The sequence below is a fragment of the Planosporangium spinosum genome, assembly GCF_049999945.1.
Classification (GTDB): domain Bacteria; phylum Actinomycetota; class Actinomycetes; order Mycobacteriales; family Micromonosporaceae; genus Planosporangium; species Planosporangium spinosum.
Window position 1 is genome coordinate 175,192 of sequence record NZ_JBLYUB010000013.1, and the last position, 15,968, is coordinate 191,159.

Annotated in this window: 15 protein-coding genes; 14 read left to right on the forward strand and 1 reads right to left on the reverse strand. The window is 73.1% G+C overall.

The annotated features are described in order from the left end of the window. Positions 1 to 8: 8 nt before the first annotated feature. Complete coding sequence (locus tag ACNTMW_RS18890) at positions 9 to 1,244, forward strand: bifunctional 3,4-dihydroxy-2-butanone-4-phosphate synthase/GTP cyclohydrolase II (RefSeq protein WP_426634975.1); 1,236 nt, start codon at positions 9 to 11, stop codon at positions 1,242 to 1,244. A gap of 3 nt (positions 1,245 to 1,247) precedes the next feature. Then, on the forward strand, positions 1,248 to 1,724 hold the full coding sequence (ribH, locus tag ACNTMW_RS18895; protein ID WP_426634976.1) for a 6,7-dimethyl-8-ribityllumazine synthase: 477 nt from the start codon (positions 1,248 to 1,250) through the stop codon (positions 1,722 to 1,724). Between the two features lie 30 nt (positions 1,725 to 1,754). Here ribH and ACNTMW_RS18900 read toward each other — a convergent pair whose 3' ends face one another. Next, positions 1,755 to 2,813: a class I SAM-dependent methyltransferase gene (locus ACNTMW_RS18900; RefSeq protein WP_426634977.1), complete on the reverse strand. Its 1,059-nt coding sequence runs from the start codon at positions 2,811 to 2,813 to the stop codon at positions 1,755 to 1,757. Between the two features lie 217 nt (positions 2,814 to 3,030). Between ACNTMW_RS18900 and ACNTMW_RS18905 the strand changes: the two genes are divergently transcribed. The 12 genes from ACNTMW_RS18905 to ACNTMW_RS18960 all read left to right on the forward strand — a co-directional run bounded on the left by ACNTMW_RS18905 (position 3,031) and on the right by ACNTMW_RS18960 (position 15,877). Beyond that, the gene (locus ACNTMW_RS18905; RefSeq protein WP_426634978.1) at positions 3,031 to 3,489 is read left to right on the forward strand and encodes a nitroreductase family deazaflavin-dependent oxidoreductase; all 459 of its coding nucleotides are present in this window, start codon (positions 3,031 to 3,033) and stop codon (positions 3,487 to 3,489) included. Positions 3,490 to 3,638: 149 nt separating this feature from the next. Then, positions 3,639 to 3,902 carry a phosphoribosyl-ATP diphosphatase gene (locus tag ACNTMW_RS18910; protein ID WP_426634979.1) on the forward strand — a complete coding sequence of 88 codons (264 nt, stop codon included), beginning with the start codon at positions 3,639 to 3,641 and terminating at the stop codon, positions 3,900 to 3,902. Between the two features lie 51 nt (positions 3,903 to 3,953). Continuing rightward, positions 3,954 to 4,802 carry an ATP phosphoribosyltransferase gene (gene hisG / locus ACNTMW_RS18915; protein ID WP_426634980.1) on the forward strand — a complete coding sequence of 283 codons (849 nt, stop codon included), beginning with the start codon at positions 3,954 to 3,956 and terminating at the stop codon, positions 4,800 to 4,802. A gap of 107 nt (positions 4,803 to 4,909) precedes the next feature. Further along, on the forward strand, positions 4,910 to 5,371 hold the full coding sequence (locus ACNTMW_RS18920) for a PH domain-containing protein (RefSeq protein ID WP_426634981.1): 462 nt from the start codon (positions 4,910 to 4,912) through the stop codon (positions 5,369 to 5,371). Positions 5,372 to 5,775: 404 nt separating this feature from the next. Continuing rightward, positions 5,776 to 6,477 (forward strand): translation initiation factor IF-3, encoded by a 702-nt coding sequence (gene infC / locus ACNTMW_RS18925; RefSeq protein WP_426635014.1) that lies wholly within the window; start codon positions 5,776 to 5,778, stop codon positions 6,475 to 6,477. Positions 6,478 to 6,493: 16 nt separating this feature from the next. Next, a complete protein-coding gene (rpmI, locus tag ACNTMW_RS18930; RefSeq protein ID WP_426634982.1) occupies positions 6,494 to 6,688 on the forward strand; it encodes a 50S ribosomal protein L35 in 195 nt (64 codons plus the stop codon). A gap of 78 nt (positions 6,689 to 6,766) precedes the next feature. Continuing rightward, entirely contained in the window at positions 6,767 to 7,129 is a 363-nt protein-coding gene (rplT, locus tag ACNTMW_RS18935; RefSeq protein ID WP_426634983.1) for a 50S ribosomal protein L20, read from the forward strand. Positions 7,130 to 7,135: 6 nt separating this feature from the next. Beyond that, positions 7,136 to 7,957, forward strand: a complete 822-nt coding sequence (locus ACNTMW_RS18940; protein WP_426634984.1) for a TrmH family RNA methyltransferase — start codon at positions 7,136 to 7,138, stop codon at positions 7,955 to 7,957. A 218-nt stretch (positions 7,958 to 8,175) separates the two neighbouring features. Next, on the forward strand, positions 8,176 to 9,270 hold the full coding sequence (gene pheS, locus ACNTMW_RS18945) for a phenylalanine--tRNA ligase subunit alpha (protein ID WP_426634985.1): 1,095 nt from the start codon (positions 8,176 to 8,178) through the stop codon (positions 9,268 to 9,270). Between the two features lie 2 nt (positions 9,271 to 9,272). Next, positions 9,273 to 11,747, forward strand: a complete 2,475-nt coding sequence (gene pheT, locus ACNTMW_RS18950; RefSeq protein ID WP_426634986.1) for a phenylalanine--tRNA ligase subunit beta — start codon at positions 9,273 to 9,275, stop codon at positions 11,745 to 11,747. Between the two features lie 125 nt (positions 11,748 to 11,872). Beyond that, the gene (locus tag ACNTMW_RS18955) at positions 11,873 to 13,060 is read left to right on the forward strand and encodes a metal-dependent hydrolase family protein (protein WP_426635015.1); all 1,188 of its coding nucleotides are present in this window, start codon (positions 11,873 to 11,875) and stop codon (positions 13,058 to 13,060) included. Positions 13,061 to 13,150: 90 nt separating this feature from the next. Then, positions 13,151 to 15,877 (forward strand): AAA family ATPase, encoded by a 2,727-nt coding sequence (locus tag ACNTMW_RS18960; RefSeq protein WP_426634987.1) that lies wholly within the window; start codon positions 13,151 to 13,153, stop codon positions 15,875 to 15,877. The last annotated feature ends 91 nt before the right edge of the window (positions 15,878 to 15,968 follow it).

Consider the following 15,968-nt stretch of genomic DNA (forward strand, 5'->3'; position numbering starts at 1 on the left):
GGCAGGGCATGAACGGGTTCGAAGACATCGAGCGGGCGATCGCGGACATCGCCGCCGGCCGGCCGGTGATCGTCGTGGACGACGAGGACCGGGAGAACGAGGGCGACCTGATCTTCGCGGCCGAGCTGGCCACCCCGGAGCTGCTGGCGTTCACCGTGCGGTACACGTCGGGCTTCATCTGCGCCCCGCTGACGCAAGGCGACGCCGACCGGCTGGACCTGCCGCCGATGTTCCACACCAACCAGGACCGGCGCGGCACCGCGTACACGGTGACCGTCGACGCCCGGGAGGGGATCAGCACCGGCATCTCGGCGGCCGACCGGGCACGCACGATCCGGCTGCTCGCCGATCCGGCGACCACGCCGGCCGACCTGGCCCGCCCCGGACACGTCGTACCGCTGCGCGCCCGCAAGGGCGGGGTGCTGCGCCGGCCGGGTCACACCGAGGCCGCGATCGACCTGGCCGAGCTGGCCGGGCTGCGGCCGGCCGGGGTGCTGTGCGAGCTGGTCAACGACGACGGCACCATGATGCGGCTGCCGGAGCTGGAGCGGTTCGCCAAGGAGCACGACCTGACGTTGATCTCGATCGCGGACCTGATCGCCTACCGGCGGCGGACCGGTACGCAGGTGGAGCGGGTGGTCGAGACGCGCCTGCCCACCGAGGCCGGCCTGTTCCGGGCGGTCGGCTACCGGTCGGAGATCGACGACGCCGAGCACGTCGTGCTCGTGTACGGCGACCTTGGCGACGGCGAGGACGTGCTGGTACGGGTGCACTCGGAGTGCCTGACCGGCGACGTGTTCGGCTCGCTGCGCTGCGACTGCGGTCCTCAGCTGGAGGCGGCCATGCGACGGGTCGCCGCGGAGGGGCGCGGGGTGGTGCTGTACATGCGCGGCCATGAGGGGCGGGGCATCGGCCTGCTGCACAAGTTGCGGGCGTACGAGCTGCAGGACCAGGGCCGGGACACGGTGGACGCGAACCTGGAGCTGGGGCTACCGGCGGACGCCCGTGACTACGGCACCGGCGCGCAGATCCTCGTTGACCTCGGGGTCCGTAGTATGCGGCTGTTGACGAACAATCCGGCTAAAAGGGCGGGTCTGGAAGGGTATGGTCTGAAAGTCCTCGGTCGGGTGGGTCTCCCCGTGCGCCCGCACCCGGAGAACGTGCGGTACCTGCGCACCAAGCGCGACCGCATGGGACACCTGCTCGAGGAACTGGACCAGATCACGGCGGAAGGGCTGGCATAGCGCATGGCGGGCAACGGAACTCCGGACCTCGAGGTCGTGGACGCGGCGGGACTGACTCTCGGCATCGCCGTCAGTCGCTGGCATGAGGACCTCACCATGCGGATGCTCGACCGCGCGACGGAGGCGGCGAAGGCGTGCGGCGTGGAGCACGTCACGGTCGCCCGGGTGGCCGGCTCGGTCGAGCTGCCGATCATCGCGCAGGCCCTCGCCCGCCGCTACGACGCCGTCGTCGCGCTCGGCGTGGTCATCCGCGGCGACACCGCCCACTTCGACGTCGTGTGCCAGGCGGTGACCGACGGGCTGACCCGGGTCGCGCTGGACGAGTCGACCCCGGTGGCGCACGGCGTGCTCACCGTGGACAACTACGAGCAGGCCCGTGACCGCGCCGGCTTCGCCGACTCCACCGAGGACAAGGGGTGGTACGCCACGATCGCCGCGCTCGACGCGGTACTCACGCTGCGCCGGGTGCACCGGGCCTGAGCCGGGGCGCGGCGCACCGGACCGGAGGATTCACGGGCGGGGCAGGATGACCGTTTTCGCGGTCAGCCTGCCCCGCTTCGGTTCCCGGCCCAGCCGGCCTGCGGCCAGCAGGGTGGTCAGCGCCCGGAAGGCGTCCGAGGCGCGGTAGACCGTCTCGGCGCGGGCGTGGTCGCGCAGCTCACCGGCCGGGCACCCGCCGGACGCCTCGACCCGGTCGAGCAGCGCGCGGCGCAGCGGTCCCGGATGCGGTTCGAACGAGATGTCCAGCAGCTCGTGCTCGTGGTCGCGGGGATCCCGGTACCGGACGCCGGCGAACTCGTCGACCGCCCACAGCTCGTCCTTGAACCGGTCGAGGCTCTTGGCCGAGCCGGTGGCGAACAGCAGCAGCTGCGCGTGCCCGTCGTCGTCGACCAGCTCGACGTGGCAGACCTCGGGCAGTCCGGCCCGCGCCAGGGTCTGCCGGTAGCAGGTGACCAGGTACGGGTACCGGTCGGCGGGCGGCAGGTCGGCGGCGGCGCGCCAGCCCGACGGGCCGAACAGGTGCTCGCCGGCCGGGGCGTCGAGCGGGGCGTCGAGCGGCGCGGTCAGCGCGGCCGGGTCGAGCGCGAGGAGCAGGTCGGCGTGCCGACCGGCGGCGAGCCGCGCCAGGGTGCGGTGACCGGGCGGGGTGGCACCGGCGACGCCCAGGCCCGTACCGGCGACGTCCAGGTACGCCAGGATCGGGGCGCCGAACGCGCCGGCCCGCTCCAGCGCCGGGACGAGCTGCGCGTCGCAGTGGCCGGGCACGACGTCCACCCGTACCGTCGCCGGCAGGCCCGCCTGCGCGCGTACCCGCGCGAGCCGCTGCCGCACCGCGTCCAGCCGGTCGGCGTCGGCGCCCACGAGTACGACCGAGAGCGGCCCGCGTAGCCGGTCGGCGAACTCGCCGAACACCCGCAGCGCGGCGACCGCCGACGGCTCCCGGTCGCCGGCCGCGCCGGGGTACCCCTCCGCGTAGCTGAATCCGCCGTGCGCCAGCGCCGGCGCGGCCGCGTCCAGCAGGCGTACCAGCAGCTCCCGCTTGACCGTCGCGTGCACCGAGCCGGGCATCTTCCGGTTGTACCGCCCGGCGGGTCCGTGGCGCCACGTGTCGGCCCTGAGGTGCGCCGTGTCCGCCCGGAACCATGTCCGCCCTGAAAGGTGCGCCGTGTCCGCCCGGAACCGTGTCCGCCCTGAAAGGGGCGCCGCATCCGTCCTGGGGTGGCGCCGCGCTCCCGTCGGTGCCAGGCTGGAACCTTGGCGATCATCATCATGGAGCGGACCGGAGATGACTGACTTCGACCACCCGATCGACCCCACCGAGAGCTGGCAGGCCGATCACATCCAGCGGTACGTCGCCACCGACGGCCGGGACGGCCACGAGTGGCGGCCCGGGGTCCACACCCTGCTGCTGACGACGCGGGGACGCCGCAGCGGTAAGGCCCGGCGCAACGCCCTGATCTACGGACGCGACGGGGACCGGTACGTGGTCGTGGCGTCGAAGGGTGGCCATCCCGAGCATCCGGACTGGTACCGCAACCTCACCGCCGATCCGAACGTGCGGGTGCAGGTCCTCGGTGAGAAGTTCGACGCCCGCGCCAGGACGGCCACGCCGGAGGAGCGGGCGCGCCTGTGGCCGGAGATGGCGCGCATCTTCCCGCCGTACGAGGAGTACCAGAAGGGCACCGAGCGCCAGATCCCGGTGGCGATCCTGGAGCCGACCGGCGGGTCGGCGGACCGGTCCTGACGCCGGGTCGGTGCGGTGGCCGGTAGGTCTCGACGCGGGAGCGCCCGTACCCGCCGGTACGTGAGTCCGGTCACGTGGAGTCGTGATGTGCGCCCGGTACGTGGAACCGGTGTGTCCGGTGGCGGGCGGCCCTGGCAGACTCAAGGCCCGTGAAGACGTTCGACGACCTGTTCGAGGAACTGCGGGGCAAGGCCGCGGCGCGGACCCCTGGCTCCGGCACCGTGGCCGCCCTCGACCGCGGGGTGCACGCCATCGGCAAGAAGGTCGTCGAGGAGGCGGCCGAGGCGTGGATGGCCGCCGAGCATGAGGGGCGCGAGCGCACCGCCGAGGAGATCTCCCAGCTGCTGTACCAGGTGCAGGTGCTGATGCTCGCGACCGGCCTGGAACTCGAGGACGTGTACCGACATCTGTGACACCCGGTCCGGTGTCCCCACGTCCAACGTTCCGCGAGGAGTTCTCCGCCAGTGCTACGCATCGCCGTCCCCAACAAGGGCACCCTGTCCGGTCCGGCCACGGACATGCTGCGCGAGGCGGGCTACCGCCAGCGCACCGACAGCCGTGACCTGGTCTGCACCGACCCCGACAACGACGTCGAGTTCTTCTACCTGCGCCCACGCGACATCGCCACCTACGTCGCCTCGGGCGACCTCGACCTCGGCATCACCGGCCGGGACCTGCTCATCGACGCCGGTACCGGTGCCGACGAGGTGCTCGACCTCGGTTTCGGTGGCGCGACGTTCCGGTTCGCCGCCCGGCCGGGCACGCTCACCGCGCCGGCGGACCTCGCCGGCCGGCGGATCGCGACCGCGTACCCGGGTGTGGTCGCCCGGTACCTGACCGAGCACGCGCTCGACGCGGAGGTCGTCCGGCTGGATGGAGCGGTCGAGAACGCGATCCGGCTCGGGGTGGCCGACGTGATCGCCGATGTGGTCTCCACCGGGGCGACGCTGCGCCAGGCGGGGCTCGAACCGGTGGGCAAGCCGCTGCTGGAGTCGTCGGCGATCCTCATCCGCCGCCGTGCCGCCGGTGAGCCGGCGCCGCAGGTCAACCAGTTGCTGCGGCGCCTGCAGGGCGTCCTGGTCGCCCGCCGGTACGTGATGCTCGCCTACGACGTGCGGGCCGATCTGCTGGAGCGGGCGTCGGCGCTGACCCCCGGCATCGAGTCGCCGACGATCTCGCCGCTGCACCGGGAGGGCTGGGTGGCGGTTCAGGCCATGGTCCTGCGCGCCGAGGTGCACCGGATCATGGACGAGCTGTACGACCTGGGCGCCCGGGCCATCCTGGTGACCGGAATCCACGCCTGCCGTCTGTGACCACCCGGGGTGGTGGGGCGGCGGAGCGACGGCAGTCGTCGGGACGGTCGGCGCGGCGTGGCAGACTCGGTGGTCGTGAACGAGTGGGGGAGCCAGTGAGCCAGTCGGTGAGTTTCCGTCCGCGTCGACTCCGCGTGGTCTGCTGGGTGTCGGCCGCGGCGATCTTGATCATTTTTACCGCCATCTCGTTCGGGATGCACGGTCCGCTCGGCGACGGTGCGCCGGGCTCGTTCCAGCGCGGTGACCAGGCCGCGATGATCGGCTTGGGAGTACTGGCCGCGCTGGCCGTCCTGCTGTTCACCCGGCCCCGGGTCACCGCGGACGACCGCGGGCTGCACGTGCGCAACGTGCTGGGCGGGTACGACCTGCCGTGGGAGAACATCCGGGCGGTGCGCTTCTCCCGGGGTGCTCCCTGGGCGAGCGTCGAGCTCGACGACGACGACATGGTGAGCGTGCTCGCGGTGCAGTCCGCCGACAAGGAGTATGCGGTGGAGGCGGTGCGGACGCTGCGTTCCCTGCTGGATTCGCACCGGTCCGCGGCGCCGGCCGCACCCCACGAGGGCGCCTGACCCCGGACGCGGGCCGGCCGGTCTGACCGCCCGGCCCGCGCCTGAGCGGGCTGACCGGCCGGTTGCCGGGCCGGGACGGAAACGGCGCGTCACCCGCGCCGTCGCGATTAGCGGACTCCGGAGCCTCCTGGTAGTCTTGCCTAGTCGACCCATCGTGCCGCTGATTCGCGCAAGCAATCAATTACGCACGGTGTTCAAAGCGGAGCGTCCCGCTCCCACCCGGGCAGCCACGAGGCAGCCGGGTCCGGTCAGCCGGCGCTGGAATTTTGGCGCCCGGTGACGCGTTGTCATGCGCGGTGACCGGTCGAGCGGGCCCTGGCATGCGCCGGGGCCTTCTGCTTTCCGGTCGACTTTGCCGGACACCGTGCCCGGCAAAAGTGAAGACACAGACTTTAGGAGGCCCCATCAGCACCGAGCCACGCGTCAACGAGCAGATCCGGGCACGTGAGGTCCGGCTGGTCGGCCCAGAGGGTGAGCAAGTGGGTATCGTCCCGCTGGAGCGTGCCCTTCAGCTGGCCGCGGACGTCGATCTGGACCTGGTCGAAGTCGCGCCGATGGCCCGCCCGCCCGTGTGCAAGCTCATGGACTTCGGCAAGTTCAAGTACGAGAGTGCACTCAAGGCGCGCGAGGCTCGACGCAACCAGCAGCAGACCGTCATCAAGGAGATGAAGCTTCGCCCCAAGATCGACGCGCACGACTACGAGACCAAGAAAGGTCACGTCGTGCGGTTCCTCAAGGCGGGCGACAAGGTCAAGGTGACGATCATGTTCCGCGGTCGCGAGCAGAGCCGGCCCGAGCTGGGGTTCCGGCTCCTGCGCAGGCTCTCCGAAGAGGTCGCGGAGCTCGGGTTTGTCGAGGCCAGTCCGAAGCAGGACGGCCGTAATATGATCATGGTGCTGGCGCCGCACCGCGCGACCAAGGTGGCCGCGTCCGACGCCAAGGTCGCCGCCTCCGAAGCGAAGGCGACCGCGTCGGCGGAGGCGAAGACCGCCGCCGCGAACGCGAAGGCGACGCACCGGGAGGCGACGGGTGGCGGGGCACCAGCTCCGGCCGCACAGACGGTCAACGCCGCGGCCACCGCAGACCGCGGTGCGGGCGAACAGTAGGGGAGAAGCAGTTTCAATGCCGAAGATGAAGCGCCACGCCGGCATGGCCAAGCGGGTCAAGATCACGGGCAAGGGCAAGGTCCTCCGTGAGCCGGCCGGCAAGCGCCACCTTCTGGAGGGCAAGTCCTCCAAGGTCACCCGCCGCATGACGGGCAACGTCGAGCTCGACCACGTCGAGACCAAGCGGGTAAAGAAGCTGCTCGGCCTCTAATGAGGCGCGCCACCAACTGACGAGAACCACTTTGACCGGCCCGCCCACCGGGCCGGTCCTTGATGAGGAGTACGAACCGTGGCACGCGTCAAGCGGGCTGTGAATGCCCAGAAGAAGCGCCGTACCGTCCTTGAGTCCGCCAGCGGTTACCGTGGCCAGCGTTCGCGGCTGTACCGCAAGGCCAAGGAGCAGATGCTGCACTCGATGCAGTACGCCTACCGTGACCGGCGCGACCGCAAGGGTGACTTCCGCCAGCTGTGGATCACCCGGATCAACGCCGCCGCCCGCGCGAACGGCATGACGTACAACCGCCTGATCCAGGGCCTGCGGCTCGCCGGCATCGACGTCGACCGCAAGATCCTGGCCGACCTGGCAGTGACCGACGACAAGGCGTTCGCCGGCCTCGTCGAGGTGGCGCGCAAGGCCGTCGCCGCCGCCTGATCGATCATGCAAACACGACCCGGGGTCGAGCCGTTCACCACGCGCACGCCCCGGGTCGTTGCTGCCCGGCGGCTGCAGCGGCGCCGGGAGCGCACCGAGACCGGCCGGTTCCTCGCCGAGGGGCCGCAGGCGGTACGGGAGGCGCTCGCCGAGGGGGCCGTGGTGGAGCTGTTCACCACCCTCGTCGCCGCCGACCGGTACGCGGATCTGGTGGTGCGGGCCGAGCAGGCCGGCGCCCGGGTCTCACCGGTCACCGACGACGCCCTCGCCGCGCTGGCCGAGACCGTCGCGCCGCAGGGGCTCGTGGCCGCCTGCCGGTTCGTCGACGTACCCCTCGCGGAGGCACTGTCGCGCCAGCCCCGGCTGGTCGCCGTCCTGGCCGACATCCGCGACCCCGGCAACGCCGGCACGGTCCTGCGCACCGCCGACGCGGCCGGTGCGGGCGCCGTGGTCTTCGCCGGGGACACGGTCGACCCGTACAACGGCAAGTGCGTACGCGCCTCGGCCGGCAGCCTGTTCCACCTCGACGTGGTCCGCGCCGGCGATCCCTTCGCCGTCGTCGCCCAGCTCCGCGCCGCCGGCCTGACCGTGTACGCCGCCGACGCCTACGGCGCGGCCGACCTCGACCACGTCCCGATGGACGCCCCGACCGCCTGGATGTTCGGCTCCGAGGCGCATGGGCTGCCGCGCGAGCTCGCCGAGGCCGCAGACGCCCGGGTGAAGGTACCGATCCACGGTCGCGCGGAGAGCCTCAACCTGGCTGCCGCCGCGGCCGTCTGCCTGTACTCTTGCGCCAGAGCGCAGCGCATGGAGGGGACATCCCGATGAGGCAGTTGTTTAGCCAGCCCGCCGGTGTCGGCGGGCGTCGGAGCTGACCTTCACGCTGCTCCACGCTCTCTTCGCGAACACCGGCGGGCTGCGGCGAAGCCGCGCGCCCTAGACTCTGTCCGGTTGTTTCCAGGGGAAGAGAGCCCTTCTGTGAGCGAGCGAACCAAGAAGCTCAGCGATTCGGGTCATGACCGCACCGAGCGAAGCGAGGTGGCGTCATGAGCTATCGAAACGATCCGTACGACCCGAAGCAGGTCGCGCTGCTCGACCAGTCGGCCCTCGACGACGCCGTGGCCGGCGCCGAGAAGGCCTTCGCCGAGGCCGGTGACCTCGACGCGCTGGCCGCGGTCAAGCACCAGCACCTCGGGGACCGGGCACCGGTGTCGCTGGCCCGCCGCGAGATCGGCGCGCTGCCCCCGCACGCCAAGTCCGACGCCGGCAAGCGGGTCAACGCGGCCCGCACCGCCATCTCGGCGGCGTTCGAGGCCCGGCACGCCGAACTGCTGGCCGACCGGGAGCGCCGGGTCCTCATCGAGGAGACCGTCGACGTCACGCTGCCCACCGCGCGCCGCCCGCGCGGCGCCCGGCACCCGCTGACCACGGTGATGGAGCGGATCAGCGACCTGTTCGTCGGTATGGGGTACGAGATCGCCGAGGGTCCCGAGGTCGAGCTGGACTGGTACAACTTCGACGCCCTCAATATCGCGCCCGACCATCCGGCGCGTTCGATGATGGACACGTTCTACATCGCTGCCGCCGGGGTGGCGAACCGGGACGCCGACGCCGAGTCCGGTCTCGTCCTGCGCACCCACACCTCGCCGGTGCAGGCGCGCACGATGCTCACCCGCAGGCCGCCGATCTACATCGCGTGCCCGGGCCGGGTGTACCGCACCGACGAGCTCGACGCCACCCACACCCCGGTCTTCCACCAGGTCGAGGGCCTGGTCGTGGACAAGGGCATCACGATGGCCCACCTCAAGGGCACCATCGACCACTTCGCGAAGACGATGCTCGGCGACGACGTGCGGACCCGGTGGCGGCCGTCGTACTTCCCGTTCACCGAGCCGTCGGCGGAGTTCGACGTGTGGTTCCCGCAGCACCGCGACGGGCCCCGGTGGGTCGAGTGGGGCGGCTGCGGCATGGTCAACCCCAGGGTGCTGGTCGCCTGCGGTATCGACCCGGACGAGTACTCCGGGTTCGCGTTCGGCATCGGCATCGAGCGGGCGCTGCAGTTCCGCCACGGCGCGGCCGACATGCGCGACATGGTGGAAGGCGACGTGCGGTTCGCGGCTGCGTTCGGAATGGAGGTCTGAAGGTGCGAGTACCCCTTTCGTGGCTGCGCGAGTACGTCGACCTGCCCGCCGACATCGACGTCGACGGCCTGGAGAAGGCGTTCGTGCGGGTCGGCCTGGAGGTCGAGGAGATCTTCGACCTGCGCGAGAACGTCACCGGCCCCCTCGTCGTCGGCCGGGTGCGCGCGATCGAGGAGCTGACCGGCTTCAAGAAGCCGATCCGGTACTGCCTGGTCGACGTCGGCAATGACGAACCCCAGGGGATCGTCTGCGGTGCCCGCAACTTCGTCGAGGGCGACCTGGTCGTCGTCGCGCTGCCCGGGGCGGTGCTGCCGGGCGGGTTCGCGATCGCCGCGCGCACCACGTACGGGCACGTCTCCAACGGCATGATCTGCTCGGCCCGGGAGCTGGGCGCCGGCGACGACCACTCCGGCATCATCGTGCTGCCGCCGGACACGAAGGCCGCGCCGGGTGCCGATGCCCGGCCGGTCGTCGGCCTCGACGAGGTCGTGGTGGAGCTGAACATCACCCCCGACCGCGGGTACTGCCTGTCGATCCGGGGCGTGGCCCGGGAGCTGGCCCACTCGCTCGGCGTCGGCTACCGCGACCCGGCCGCCGCCGTCCTGCCGGTGACGAGTGAGGAGCCGGGCTACCCGGTCAAGGTCGAGGACCCGGCCGGCTGCGACCGGTTCACCGCGGTCGCGGTGCGCGGGGTCGACCCGATCGCGCCGAGTCCGGAGTGGATGAAGCACCGGCTCACCCTCGCCGGCATCCGGTCGATCTCGCTGCCGGTCGACATCACCAACTACCTGATGCTCGAGCTGGGCCAGCCGATGCACGCGTTCGACCTGGAGCGCATCTCCGGCGAGCTGGTCATCCGGCGGGCCAGGCGCGGCGAGCGGCTGACCACGTTGGACGGCGTCGACCGGGCCCTCGACCCTGAAGACCTCGTCATCGCCGACGCCACCGGGGTGATCTCGCTGGCGGCCGTGATGGGCGGCGCGACCACCGAGGTGTCGGTGGAGACCACCGACCTGCTGTTCGAGGCCGCGCACTGGGACCCGGTGACGATCGCCCGGACCGCCCGCCGGCACAAGCTGCCCAGCGAGGCGAGCAAGCGCTTCGAGCGCGGCACCGACCCGCAGCTCACCCCGGTCGCGCTCGCGCGGGCAGCGGCGCTGATGGCCGAGTACGGCGGCGGTACCGTCGACAGCCGGGTGACCGACGTGTACGCGGTGACCCCGCCGGCCGCGATCACCATGCCGGCCGACCTGCCGGCCCGCACGGCCGGCGTGGACTACCCGCAACCGCGGGTGGTCGAGCTGCTCACCGAGATCGGCGCGGCGGTCGAGTGCGCCGGCGACCGGCTGGCCGTCACCCCGCCGACCTGGCGGCCCGATCTGACCGACCCGGCCGACCTCGCCGAGGAGGTGATCCGGCTCGACGGGTACGACAAGGTGCCGAGTGAACTGCCGCTCGCCCCGCCCGGCCGGGGGCTGACCGCGACGCAGCGCCGCCGCCGCACGGTGGGCCGGGCGCTCGCCGAGGCCGGCTACGTCGAGACGATCAACTACCCGTTCACCGGGACGGTGACGCTCGACGCGCTCGGCATCCCGGCCGACGACCCGCGCCGGCAGGCGCTGCGGCTGCGTAACCCGATCTCGGAGGAGGAGCCGCTGCTGCGGACGACGCTGCTGCCGCCGCTGCTGGCGACGCTGCGGCGCAACCTCGGCCGCGGTCACCGGGACGTCGCCCTGTACGAGATCGGCATGGTGTTCCACCCGACCTCGGCGCAGGGGACGCCGGAGCGGCTCGGGGTGGACCGGCGCCCGTCCGACGAGGAGCTGGACCGGGTCAACGCGTTCCTGCCGGACCAGCCGTGGCACGTCGCCGCGGTGGTGACCGGCGAGGTCGAGCCGGCCGGCTGGTGGGGGCCGGGCCGGGCCGGTGACTGGTCGGACGCCGTCGAGGCGGCGCGGACGGTGGTCGCCGCGGCCGGGCACACGCCCGAGGTCCGGGCCGCCGGGTACGCGCCGTGGCACCCCGGCCGGTGCGCCGAGATCCTGGTCGGTGGGGTGGTCGTCGGGCACGCCGGTGAGCTGCACCCGCAGGTGTGCGCCGCGCTGGACCTGCCCCGGCGGACCGCCGCCATGGAGCTCAACCTGGACGCGCTGCCGCTGCCCGGCGTCACGGAGGCCCCGCCGGTCTCCGGCTTCCCGCCGGCGCTGATCGACGTCGCGCTCGTGGTGGACCGGACGGTCCCCGCGGCCACCGTCGAGGCCGCGCTCGTCGACGGCGCGGGCGACCTGCTGGAGGGCGTGCGGCTGTTCGACGTGTACACCGGCGAGCAGGTCGGCGCGGAGCGCAAGAGCCTGGCGTACAAGCTGACGTTCCGGGCGCCCGACCGTACCCTCACCGTCGAGGAGGCGGTCGCCGCGCGCGACGCGGCGGTGGCCGTGGCCGCCGAGCGGGTGGGCGCGACCCTGCGCGGAGCCTGACGCTCCCCGTTCGGGGGAGAAGTTCACCGGTCCGGGAGAAGTCGTTCATGTGAGTGACTTCTCCCGGATAGCCGGACATAACTGCGCGGTAGGGTGAGCGCGTGCACCGTATCGAAGCCGATCTGATGGTGCCGGGTCAGGGCGAGCCGGTACGCGACGCCGTCGTCGTGTTCGACGGGCCGGTCATCTCCTACGCCGGTCCGGCGGCGCAGGCGCCCGCGACGCCGGGTGCCACCGTCACCCGTGCGGCCACGGTCATGCCCGGTCTGTGGGACTGTCATGTGCACCTGATGGGTCTGCGCTCGCTCGACCTGTCGCTGGTGCCGCAGGTACCGGTGGCGCTGCGCGCGGCCCGGACCACGGCGGACCTGCGCGCCGCGCTCGACGCCGGGGTCACCAGCGTGCGCGAGGTCGGTGGCCTGGGGGTGCACCTGGCCAGGGCGGTGGCCGAGGGCAGCGTGGACGGGCCGACCATCTACGCCGCCGGCGCGGTGCTGTCGACCACCGGCGGCCACGGCGACCTGCACGGGTACCCGCTGCCATGGGTCGGTGAACTCAGCGAGTTCCGGTTGGCCGACGGCCCGGCCGAGTGTGCCCGGGCGGCCCGCGAGCAACTGCGCCGGAACGCGAGGGTGATCAAGGTCTGCGCCTCCGGCGGCGTACTGTCCGAAGTGGACCACCCGATCCACCAGCAGTTCACCGTCGCGGAACTGACGGCGATCGTCGAGGTAGCCGGGATGGCCGAGCGGGTCGTCGCCGCGCACTGCCACGGCAAGCCGGGCATCATGGCGGCGCTCGAGGCCGGGGTCCACACCATCGAGCACGGCACGTACCTCGACGAGGAGGCGGCCGTGGCGATGCGCGAGTGCGGCGCGATCCTCGTGCCGACCCGCACGATCGTGCAGGAGATTGTCGACAGTGGAGCGGCGCCGCCGTTCGCGCTCGCCAAACTCGCCGCGATCGCCGAACGCCACGCCGACACGGTGGCGCTGGCCCGCCAGGCGGGCGTCACCGTGGCCGCGGGTAGTGACCTGGCGGTCAGCGGCGGCGGGCCGGGCTCCTGGGGGCGGCACGGGCGCGAGCTGTCGCTGCTGGTGGAGGCCGGGTTCACGCCGCTGGAAGCGATCGAGGCGGCGACCGCGGCCGCGCCCGCGACGCTCGGGCCGCAGGCCCCGCGCGCGGGGCTGCTCGCCGCGGGGTACGACGCGGACGTGCTCGTGCTCGACGCCGATCCGCTGGCCGACATCGGGGTGCTCGCCCGGCCGGCGCACATCACCGGCGTCTGGCAGGTCGGCCGCCGGGTCAAGGGCTGAGCGGATGCGCGTGTACCGACAGTCGCGCTGCGCTAACAAACTGCCGGGGAGGCTCGCGTGACCACCCCTGGGAGAGGCAGACTCGCATCCGTGGTGAATACCCGGCCGTCCACCCCCATCGGCCGCGGCGAGATCCTTGAGCAGGCCCGTGTCCGGCTCGCCGCCGGCGGCAGCATCCTGCTGTACGGGCCGGCGGGGATCGGCAAGTCCACCATCCTGCAGGCCCTCGCAGCGGATGCCGACCCCGCGCTGGTCCTGCGTGCCAACGCCGCCGAAGCCGAAGCAGAACTGCCTTATCTCGCACTGGTCGACCTGTTCGACGGGGTACTCGACGAGTACGCCGCCGAGCTTCCGGAACACCTGCGTGCGGCGCTGGATGGCGCCCTGCTGCGCAGCGCGTTGCCGGACACCGCCCACGACCAACTCGCCGTCCGGTTGGCCGTGCTCGAACTGGTCCGCGCGCTCGCCGCCGACCGTCCGGTCCTGCTGGTCCTCGACGACGTGCAGTGGATCGACCAGCCGAGCGCGGGAGTGCTGCGCTTCGTCACCCGGCGCCTGGACACGCTGCCCGTGCGCATCCTCGCCGCGGAGCGGGCGGCCGACGGCGGCGCCCCGGTCTCGCTGGACCTGTGCCCGCCCGGCTGTCTGGAGCTGGCCGTCCCGCCGCTGCCCGAGCCCGACGTGGCCGACCTGCTGCGGGCCCGGCTGGGTGTGCCGGTGCCGCGCAGTCGGCTGCACCGCGTCTACAGCGCCAGTGGCGGCAACCCGCTGTTCGCCGTGGAGCTGGGGCGGGCGTTGCGCGAGCGCGACGAGGACTCGCCGACCGCGCCGCTGCCGGTACCCGACCGGCTGCGCGCGCTGCTCGCCGCCCGGATCGCCACGCTGCCCGGGTACGCCCGGCCGGCGCTGCTGGTCGCCGCGGCGACCGCCCGTCCGACCCGGTCCCTGCTGGAACACTGCGGCGTCGACATCGACCGGGAACTCGGCGAGGTCGCCTGCGCGGGCGTGATCTCGATCGACGGCGACGCGGTCGCGTTCACCCACCCGCTGCTGCGCGAGATGGTGTACGCCGATGCCAGCCCGGCCGAGCGGCGCCGGGCGCACGAACTGCTCGCCGAGGCCGTCAGTGACCGGGTCGAGCGGGCCCGCCACCTGGCCCAGGCCCGCCCCGAGCCGGACGAGTCGCTGGCCGCCACGCTCGCCGAGGCCGCGACCGTGGCGCGGCTGCGGGGTGCGCCGGCCACCGCCGCCGACCTCGCGGCGCTGGCCGCCGAACGTACCCTCGCCTCGATGGCCGGCGTCGCCGCGGCGCGGCGGCTGCTCGCCGCGACGCACGCGTTCGACGCCGGTTCGCCGGCGGACGCCACCCGGTACGCGACCGCGGCGCTGCGGGAGGGCGCCGAGCCCGGTACCCGGGTCGGCGCGCGGCTGCTGCTGTTCGACCTCGCCGGCCAGGACAAGTCGGGCGTGGCGCCGTTGCTGGACGCGGCGTTCAAGGATGCGGCGGACGACCTCGGGCTGCTGGCCCGGGTCCGGCTCTACCGGGCGGTGAAGGCCCACTACGACCGCGACACCGAGGCGGCGCTGGCTGAGCTCAAGCGCGCCGAGGAGACCGCCGAGCAGGCCGGCGACTTCGACTGCCTGGTCGAGGTGCTCGGCTGGCGGGGCAGCTTCGTCGACGGCCCGGAGAGCGACGAGATCCTCGAGCGCGCCGGTGAACTGGCCCTCGACCTGCCGCTGTCCCGCCCGGTGGTCGCCGCCCGGCAGTTGGCCGCGATGAGCCGGCTGGTGCGCGGCGACACCGCGGAGGCGATTCGGCGGATTGAGTCGCTGCGCGAGGCGGTGGAGCGCTCCGGCATGCTGCGCGACCTCGCGGTCGTGCTGATCTCGGTCACCGGGATCTACTGGCGGGCCGGCCGGTGCGCCGACTCCCTTGCCGCCGGCCGCGACTGCGCCCGGCTGTACGCCGACGTCGAGACCACCCCCGGGCCGGGCCTGCTGGTCGGTGCCCAGGGTGAGCTGTTCGGCGGCACCGCCGACCAGGCCGCGGTCTACGCCGAGCAGGCCGTCCGGGCGATCCAGGACGCCGGCGACGAGGACTGGCTGAAGATCGCGTACGCGACGCAGGGCATGGTGCACGTGCTGCGCGGCGACCCGGTCGCGGCGGCGGAGGTGATGCGCCAGGCATGGGCGATCGAGCAGCGTCTCGGCCGGATCGATCCGGCGCTGTGGCCGTGGCACGCCGACTTCGTGGAGTCCCTGATCGCCTCGGGCGCGCGCGCCGAGGCGGCGGAGGTGCTCGCCGAGGTCCGGCGCTGCGCCGATCTCCTCGACCGGAGGGTGGCGATGCTCGGCCTGGCCCGTGCCGGGGCGGTGCTGGCCGCCGGCGCCGACCCGAGGGAGGCCGCCGAGACGCTCTCGACGGCGATAGCGACGTGGGTCGACCACCCGTACCCGATCGAGGTGGCCCGGGCCTGGCACACACTCGGTGGCCTGGAGCGGCGGGCGCACCGCCGGGGTGCGGCCCGGGCGGCCTTCGCGGAGGCGGTCCGCCGGTACACCGCGGCCGACGCGGCACCGTGGGCGCGGGTCGCGTCGGCCGAACTGGCGCGGCTCGACGGCGGCCGGGGTGCCGGCCTGTCGGAGACCGAACGGCGGATCGTGGAGCTGGTCCGCGGTGGGGCCACCAACCGGGAGATCGCCCGGTCGATGTTCCTGTCGATCAAGGCGGTGGAGGCCAACCTGACCCGCCTGTACCGCCGTCTCGGCGTCCGTAACCGGGCGCAGCTCGCCCGCGCGCTGGACTCGACCGACTGAAGCCCGGCTCGGCCGACCGAAGAGGGCGCCCCGCTTCCCGTCCGGACGGGAAGCGGGGCGCCCCCCTTTCGTGTTCCGTGGTGGCCCTTCC

Excerpts from the sequence above, each read along its gene's own strand:
- ACNTMW_RS18890 (WP_426634975.1), top strand. The coding sequence starts at position 9 with ATGAACGGGTTCGAAGACATCGAGCGGGCGATCGCGGACATCGCCGCC.
- ribH (WP_426634976.1), top strand. The coding sequence starts at position 1,248 with ATGGCGGGCAACGGAACTCCGGACCTCGAGGTCGTGGACGCGGCGGGA.
- ACNTMW_RS18900 (WP_426634977.1), bottom strand. The coding sequence starts at position 2,813 with ATGCCCGGCTCGGTGCACGCGACGGTCAAGCGGGAGCTGCTGGTACGC.
- ACNTMW_RS18905 (WP_426634978.1), top strand. The coding sequence starts at position 3,031 with ATGACTGACTTCGACCACCCGATCGACCCCACCGAGAGCTGGCAGGCC.
- rpmI (WP_426634982.1), top strand. The coding sequence starts at position 6,494 with ATGCCGAAGATGAAGCGCCACGCCGGCATGGCCAAGCGGGTCAAGATC.
- ACNTMW_RS18940 (WP_426634984.1), top strand. The coding sequence starts at position 7,136 with ATGCAAACACGACCCGGGGTCGAGCCGTTCACCACGCGCACGCCCCGG.
- pheS (WP_426634985.1), top strand. The coding sequence starts at position 8,176 with ATGAGCTATCGAAACGATCCGTACGACCCGAAGCAGGTCGCGCTGCTC.
- ACNTMW_RS18955 (WP_426635015.1), top strand. The coding sequence starts at position 11,873 with ATGGTGCCGGGTCAGGGCGAGCCGGTACGCGACGCCGTCGTCGTGTTC.